The sequence below is a fragment of the Streptomyces sp. NPDC031479 genome (assembly GCF_055581065.1).
On sequence record NZ_JBVIKC010000029.1, the window covers coordinates 87,519 to 94,425 of the forward strand.

Here is a 6,907-nt window from a genome sequence, read left to right on the forward strand (position 1 = left end):
GTTCGGACGGCGGGACGGGCGCGGCGCGTCCCGGCTCGGTGAAACCGGGGCCGCCGCTGCACGGGGCTCGTCCCCCCGGTGCCTACGGCCGCTCGGCTGACGTGAGCATAGGGCCGGCGGGGGCCCGTGGAACCGGCTCGGCGCGATCTTGAGGTTGCCCTAAGGAACTGCTCACCTTCCGCTTCACCTCGACCCGGCCCGAGGGGGCACGAGGTCGCGAACCGGCCCGTACCGACGGGGCACCGAGCGGAACGGACCGGGCGGCCGGGCAGCCGGGCGGCCAGCCAGCCGGGCAGCCGGGTCGTCAGGCGGGCAGGCGGGCAGGCGGGCAGGCGGGCAGGCAGCCTGTCGTGCCGTCAGAAGGAACTCTCGTGGACGCTCGCCTTGGCCGACGGGTTGATCGTGGCAGTGATCACCGACCGGTGGTCGTCGCCGCTGAAGGTGACGGTGAGGGTGTCGTCGGAGGCCTGCGAGGTGGTCGTCCGGAAGCCCAGGCCGGGAACCGCGGAGATCAGGCACACGCCCCGGCTCCCGTACCGGACCGTGACCTTGCCGCCCTGTGAGGGGACGGTGTGCAGACCCGCCCCACCCTCTTCGCAGTCGACGCCCGACCGGGGCGCGCTGGTCCGGGGGGCCTCCGGGGAGGCCTTGGCGGGGGTGGGGCTGGGAGAGGGGGCCGCCGACGAGGGCCGCTGCACCACGGTCGGCGAGGGGCTGGTGGAGGCGCTCGCGGTCGGGGAGGCCTGTTCCGGTCCGGGGCTGCCCGCCTGCCAGGCGGGGGGCGTGTCGATGACGACCGGGGCGGAACGCGCCACGGGGGGCTTGTGGCTGGTCGACCCGACCACGAACTGGACCGTGGCGAGCACGGCGGTCACGCTGGCGGCCGTGCACGACAGCCATATGAGCAGGTAGCGCGGAGTTCGGGGCACGGGCCCATAGTGGCCGACGGGAGCCGGTGGGCGTGAACCGGTGCCTCCGCCATCCTGGCACCGGTCACGCGCCGGGGCGCTCCGGGGCGCTCCGGGGCGCTCCGGGTGAACGCGGACGTCCCCCTGGCCGCCGGGCCAGGGGGACGTGACCTTCCGCGGACCTGCGGGCAGGTGCGCGGGGGCCGCTTGTGGGGGGCTTGTGGAGAGCGGCGGGAGGGAGTTACCTCGCGGTGCCGAAGTCCTGGGTCCACCAGGGGCCGCCGTCGCCCTTGTGGACGCCGATTCCGATCTCCTTGAAGGAGCAGTTGAGGATGTTGGCGCGGTGGCCGGAGCTGTTCATCCAGGCCGACATGACGGCGGCGGCGTCGCTCTGTCCGCGGGCTATGTTCTCGCCGAGGCCGGACCACTTGTAGCCGGCCGCCTCCACCCGGCTCGTCATGGTGGACCCGTCGGGCCCGGTGTGCGACATGACGCCGCTACGGGCCATCGTGTCGCTGTACGCACGCGCAGCCGCGCTCAGCTTCGCGTTGGTCGTCAGGGGGCCGCAGCCGGCGGTGGCGCGCTCCTTGTTGACGAGGGCGAGCACGGCGGACTCGGCGTCCCCGTTGACCGTGCCGGAGCCCGATCCGGAACCAGAACCAGAGCCCGATCCGGAGCCGCCGGAGGAGCCGCCGGAGCCGGTGCCCTTCGTGGAGGTGGTGCCCTGGGCCGGCTTGCCGGGCCGGTCGACGCCCGAGGTGTCCGGCGCGCTGTCGGGCCGCGTGGCGTCGTCGTCGGGTGCGGCCGATCCGTTCGCGCCGGAGTCGGGCGCCCCGGACGGGCCGGCGCCGGCACTCGCAGAGGCGCTCGCGCTCGGACTCGCGCTCGCACTCGCCGAGGCAGAGGCGGAGGCGGAGGCTCCGGCGCTCCCGGCCGGGGCCGTACCGGCGGTGTCCGTCGCCGCCTTCGACGACCCCGCGTCGGACGCGGCTCCGACTGCCTGCCGGTCCGTGCGGTCACCACCGCCCGAGTCGGCCACAGCGACCCCGACCGCCACCACCGCGGCGGCCGCGGTGACGGACAGGACGATGCGCGTACGCGTCGCCTTCTTCCGGCGGGCCTCGGTTCGGGACGGGGTCGCGGGGGTTCGGCTGCGGCTCATGCCGGTAACACCTCACTGGAGAGGGGACGGGAAGTACGGCCGAGCCTAGGCAGGTGACCAGGGCGCATTGCGCCGTGGAGGGGCTTCTTCAGGTTGCCCTAAGGAAGCCCGCAGGATCGACACAGGGACGATCGGGGACATTGCACCCAACTCCGGCCGCCCCCATCACGTTCACGGTGACGTCCGTCAGGTGCCCGCGGTACGGGGCCGTGGCTCGGCTGACCACGGGCGGTGGGGACCGGCAGGGTGGTGGGCGTACGCAGCACTCCGGGGAGCACATGTGACCGGTGACCGCACTGCCGGCCCAGAGCCGTGCCTGCCCGGGTGGCCTTCCTCTGGTCCGAGACCGGGGTGCCGTCACGACAGGCCCGGTGTCCTGGCTGCGGAAACTGCGTAGTTGCCGAGTTCGCGGTGCGGGTATCGTCCGGTCTCCCGACCCGCCGCACCGGCGGCCTACGTTCAGAGAGCGACGCAGATGACCGGCCGGCAAGCAACGACGACCCTGTGGCGCCCCACCGGCCCCAAGGAGCTGGATCTGGTTCGGGAGCTGAACTGGCGTGCCTGGCCGCCCCGCCTGCCCGAGCAGCCGATCTTCTACCCGGTCCTCAACGAGGACTACGCGGTCAGGATCGCGCGGGACTGGAACGTCAAACACGACGGCGCCGGCTTCGTCACTCGTTTCGAGGTCGAGTCGGGGTTCTTGAGCCAATATCCCGTCCAGCAGGCCGGCGGGCAGACGATCCTGGAGCTCTGGGTTCCGGCCGAGGAACTGGACGAGTTCAATGCCCACATCGTCGGCGAGATCCAGGTGGTCCACGAGTTCCGCTGAGGCGGGAAGGCCTGCTGACCGGGCATTCCGGCCGGGTGCGATGATCCCGGCGTGGCTGGTGTCGTCACCGTCGCAGGACCGTGCTGCGCCTGACCGGCGCTCCGAGGACACCGGTCGGGCGGGCGCCGGCACGGCCCGCGAGCGCGAGACCTACCGCGGCCGGCATCGGCCGCGGCTGCTCGGCCCGCTGACCGTGCCGGCGGGTCAGCACCGGTACCCGCTCCACGATGGCGGGTCGTCGGCCTCCCGCGGAGGGTGCGGCCGACCAGGGGGTCAGGCGGGGATGGTGGCTTCGGGGTGGGTGGCCAGGCGGGCCAGGGGTTCGGCCTCCCGAGGGTGGCGGGCCTTGACGTAGGCGATCTGGCGGCGCGGTACGCAGCCGCGCAGCAGTTTCGCCCGGTCCGAGCCGGTGGAGTAGTGGATGTGCGTGAGCCCCTCGGCCATCGCCGTCCGCAGCAGCTCGTAGTAGACGAGCCCGAAGTAGAGCGGCAGCCTGCCCTGTGCCTCGTAGTCGAACCCGGCCTGGCGGGCGTACATCTCGCCGCGGTGGGTGAAGGTGAGGGCGAACCCGGCCGGGTTCCCGTCGAGGTGCGCGGTGGTGACCCGGGCGGCCTCGCCGGCGTGGCGGGCGACGCTGTGCAGGACGGCGGTGAAGGCGTCCGCGTTCGCGGGGGTGCCGTACTTGGCGTAGAGGGCGAGCTCCAGGGGGGCGAGCTGCTCGATCAGGGCCGGGGTGAGCGGCTGCGTCCGGTAGGTGACCCCGGCCTCGTCCAGGGCGCGGAGTTCGCGCCTGATCTTCGTACGGCGTGACCGGTCGAAGCGGGCCAGGTAGCTGTCGAAGGAGCCGTCCTCCGGGACCGGCAGGGAGTACGCCGTCTGGCCCGGCAGTGCCGTGTACCCGCGTTCCGTGAGCACGCCCCGCAGCAGGTGGTCGTCCTCGTCGACGTACAGGAAGGACACCGCCCGCAGCCCGGCCTCCCGGGCCTCCTCCTCGGCCCGGTGCACCAGGGCCGTGAGGGTGGCGCGTCCGCCGTCGGGGGCGGGGGCGGTCCCGGCCTTGGTGTGGGAGGGGTTGCGGCCCCCGCACGCCAGGGCGGGCAGCAGCCCGGCGGCCCAGGGGGCCTCCTCGCCGGTCAGGGTGCGGTGGACAGTGTCCACGACCCTGGCCGGGCTGCAGAAGACGTACGGCGTGTCGTGGTCCAGCGGGTACGCGGGCAGGACGCCGGTGGCGGGTCCGTCGTCCTCGTGGGCCGTGAGGTAGTACGGGGCGCCGCCCGCGGTGGCCTCGGCGTGCCGCAGCCAGGGGGAGGCGGCGTAGAAGCCGCGGGGGCCGAGCAGGGCGTCCCACCGCTGCGGGTCGGTGTCGCGCAGGGCGCGGTGGACGCGCACGCGGGGCCCGGGTGCGGCGGTCACCGGCCGTCGCCCGTCGCGGGGGCGATGACGGGGGTGAGCTGGCCCAGGGCCGCCTCGGCGCGGCGGACCGCGTCGCCGGTGGTGTCGCCGACGGCCACGACGTAGCCGAGGAGGTCGAGGTTGCTCTCGGCGGGCCGTACCGGGTCGCCGGGGTGGACCTCGAGGTCGACGTCGACCACGCCGGGGACCCGGCGGGCCAGGTCGGCGCCGCCGATCCCGGTGAGCGTGCCGGCCTGGCGGGCGGAGAGGTAGCGGGAGGCGGCGGCGCGGTCGTGGGTGGTGGTGAGGTCGGCGGCGAGGCCGGCGTGCAGCCGGACGACCTCGCGCTGGAGGTAGAGGCCGGTCGCCTCGCGGATGAGCTGGGTGATCTCCGCGCCGGGCATGCGGCCGTTGACCTCGACGACGTACGGGCCCTTCTCCGTCATCTTCACCTCGACGTGTGCGGCGCCGAAGTCGTGGCCGACGGCCTCCAGTGCCCGGCGGGCCAGTTCGGTGCACTCGGCGCGGACGGGTTCCGAGAGCATCGAGGGGAAGGTGTCGCCCATCTCCACGAAGTGCGGGTGCGCGCCGAGGGCCTTGTCGGTGACGCCGAGGAACCGGCGCTCGCCGTCGGCCAGGACGGACTCGACGCTCACCTCGAAGCCGAGGAGGTACTCCTCCACGAGTGCTCCGGGGCGGCGGGGCTGGCCGCGGAAGTCGGTCGGGGAGGAGCTGATGTCCCGGTAGGCGGCGCCGACCTCCTCCGGCGTCCGGCACAGGGTGACGCCGATGCTGGCGGATTCGGTCATGGGCTTGACCACGACCGGGTAACCGAACCGTTCGGCGGCGGCCAGCGCGTCTTCTTCGGCGGTGGCCTGGTGGAAGCCCGGCACGGCGACGCCCGCCCGCTCGCAGGCCTGGCGCATCAGCAGCTTGTCCCGGCAGTTGCGGGCGGCCTGCGGGGACAGGCCGGGCAGGCCGAAGTGCGCGGCGACTTCGGCGACGATCGGGATGTTGTAGTCGGTGACGGTCATCACGCCGCGCAGCAGGCCCTGTTCGTGGAAGGGCAGGAGGGCGGCGACGACGGCGTCGGCCGAGTTGGTGTCGGTGCGCACGATCTCGTCCACGTGCCGGGAGAAGATCTCCTCGGCGATCCCGACCACCCGGTAGCGGTCCGGGTCGTTGCTCACCAGGACGGTGTGGAAGCCTAGCTCATGGGCCGCGCGCAGCGGGGTGAGGCCGAAGTTGGACAGCTGGCTCTCGACGACGGCGATCACGCCGGGTGCGGTGTTCATGTCTGGTTTCCTCCAGGGTCGGGGGTCGGGGCCGGGGTGGGGTCCGCCTCGGCGGCGGGGGTGGGGGACGGGACCGGGGACACGGCCCGGGTGATGGCCCGGCGGGCGGCCAGGCTCAGCAGGAGGGCGGCCAGGGTGAAAGCGGCGGGCATGCACAGCGCCGCGCCGGGGCCGGCCCGGTCCGCGACCAGGCCCGTGAGGGCGGAGCCGGCCGCACCGCCGAGGGCGATGAAGCTGCCGACGCCCGCGAAGGCCTGGGTGGCCCGGCCCTGCGCGGTCATCTCCCCGATGAGCTGGAACTCCTCGGCGCCGGCCGGGGCCATGGGGAGCCCGCTGAGCACGAGCAGGACCCCGAGCAGTACCAGTGCCCCGCCCGCCGGGAGGCCGGGCGCGAGGGCGCGTACGGCGGGCAGGGCCGCCAGCGCCAGGGTCAGCACGATCAGCAGGCGGAGGTAGCGCCCGTACGTCGTGCCCCCGAAGGTGCGCGCGCCGTAGAGGAGGCCGCCGACCACGCTGCCCGCCGACTGGAGGGCGACGAGGGTGCCGGCGAGTTCGGGTGCCGAGCCCTGGTCCTGCAGGGAGGCGGTGACCGCGACCACGAGTCCGCTGGACAGTGCCGCCGTCAGGGCGATCGCCACGAGGACGGCGGTGGCGGCGGCCCGGACGGGTGCCGGTTCCGGTTCCGCCTGCGTCGGGTCCGCGGCGTCGGGGGTCGTCGCGGTCCGGCCCGCGCGCCCCCGTACGGCGGGTGCCTGCCCGTACACGAGGCCTCCGGCGCCCAGCAGGACGGCGGTCACCAGCAGTGCGCCGCGGGCACCGGTGAGGGTGGCGAGGACGGTGACGGCGGTCGGGCCGAGGATGAAGAGCAGTTCGCTGAGCGTGGCCTCGAAGGAGTAGGCCCGCTGCCTCAGGGCCGCGTCCTCGGTGAGGGACGGCCACAGGGCTCGCATCGACGCCCCGACGGGGGCCGTGGCCAGCCCGGCCGCGCAGGCTGTGGGCACCACTGCGGCCGGGGTGCCGGCCGCGGTCAGGGCGGCCGCCGCCAGGGCGAGGCCCGCGAGGGGGCCGGAGACCCGCAGGACGCGGCTCGGGCCGGCCCGGTCCATCAGCCGGCCGGTGAAGGGTCCCCCGACCGCGCTGCCGACGGCGTAGGCCGCGCCGGCGGCGGCCCCGGCCGCGAGGGAGCGTCCGGACTGGACGCAGGCGAGCAGCAGGGCGATGGGGACCATGGTCCCGGCCAGGCGCGGGGGGGGGGGGGGGGGGGGCGGGAGGGGGGGGGGGGGGGGGGGGGGGGGGGGGGGGGGGGGGGGGGGGGGGGGGG

6 protein-coding genes are annotated in these 6,907 nt (G+C 74.9%); 1 reads left to right on the forward strand and 5 read right to left on the reverse strand.

Annotated features, from left to right (window positions below):
• Positions 1-356: 356 nt before the first annotated feature.
• Together ACZ5D2_RS27515 and ACZ5D2_RS27520 are read right to left on the reverse strand one after the other, a co-directional pair.
• Positions 357-929, reverse strand: coding sequence for a hypothetical protein (locus ACZ5D2_RS27515; RefSeq protein ID WP_468932887.1), 573 nt, complete (start codon positions 927-929; stop codon positions 357-359).
• A gap of 220 nt (positions 930-1,149) precedes the next feature.
• Positions 1,150-2,070, reverse strand: coding sequence for a CAP domain-containing protein (locus ACZ5D2_RS27520; protein ID WP_468932890.1), 921 nt, complete (start codon positions 2,068-2,070; stop codon positions 1,150-1,152).
• A gap of 475 nt (positions 2,071-2,545) precedes the next feature.
• On the opposite strand from ACZ5D2_RS27520, the gene ACZ5D2_RS27525 reads away from it, so the two are divergent.
• Entirely contained in the window at positions 2,546-2,899 is a 354-nt protein-coding gene (locus tag ACZ5D2_RS27525) for a hypothetical protein (protein WP_468932893.1), read from the forward strand.
• A gap of 273 nt (positions 2,900-3,172) precedes the next feature.
• Here ACZ5D2_RS27525 and ACZ5D2_RS27530 read toward each other — a convergent pair whose 3' ends face one another.
• Genes ACZ5D2_RS27530 through ACZ5D2_RS27540 form a run of 3 tightly spaced genes read right to left on the reverse strand, consistent with a single transcriptional unit; the run spans position 3,173 to position 6,815 of the window.
• Positions 3,173-4,312: a GNAT family N-acetyltransferase gene (locus ACZ5D2_RS27530; protein WP_331737937.1), complete on the reverse strand. Its 1,140-nt coding sequence runs from the start codon at positions 4,310-4,312 to the stop codon at positions 3,173-3,175.
• Positions 4,309-5,586 (reverse strand): ATP-grasp domain-containing protein, encoded by a 1,278-nt coding sequence (locus ACZ5D2_RS27535; RefSeq protein WP_331737939.1) that lies wholly within the window; start codon positions 5,584-5,586, stop codon positions 4,309-4,311. The genes ACZ5D2_RS27530 and ACZ5D2_RS27535 overlap by 4 nt, the downstream gene beginning before the upstream one ends.
• Positions 5,583-6,815, reverse strand: coding sequence for an MFS transporter (locus tag ACZ5D2_RS27540; RefSeq protein ID WP_468932898.1), 1,233 nt, complete (start codon positions 6,813-6,815; stop codon positions 5,583-5,585). Before ACZ5D2_RS27540 ends, ACZ5D2_RS27535 begins: the two co-directional genes overlap by 4 nt.
• Positions 6,816-6,907: the final 92 nt, after the last annotated feature.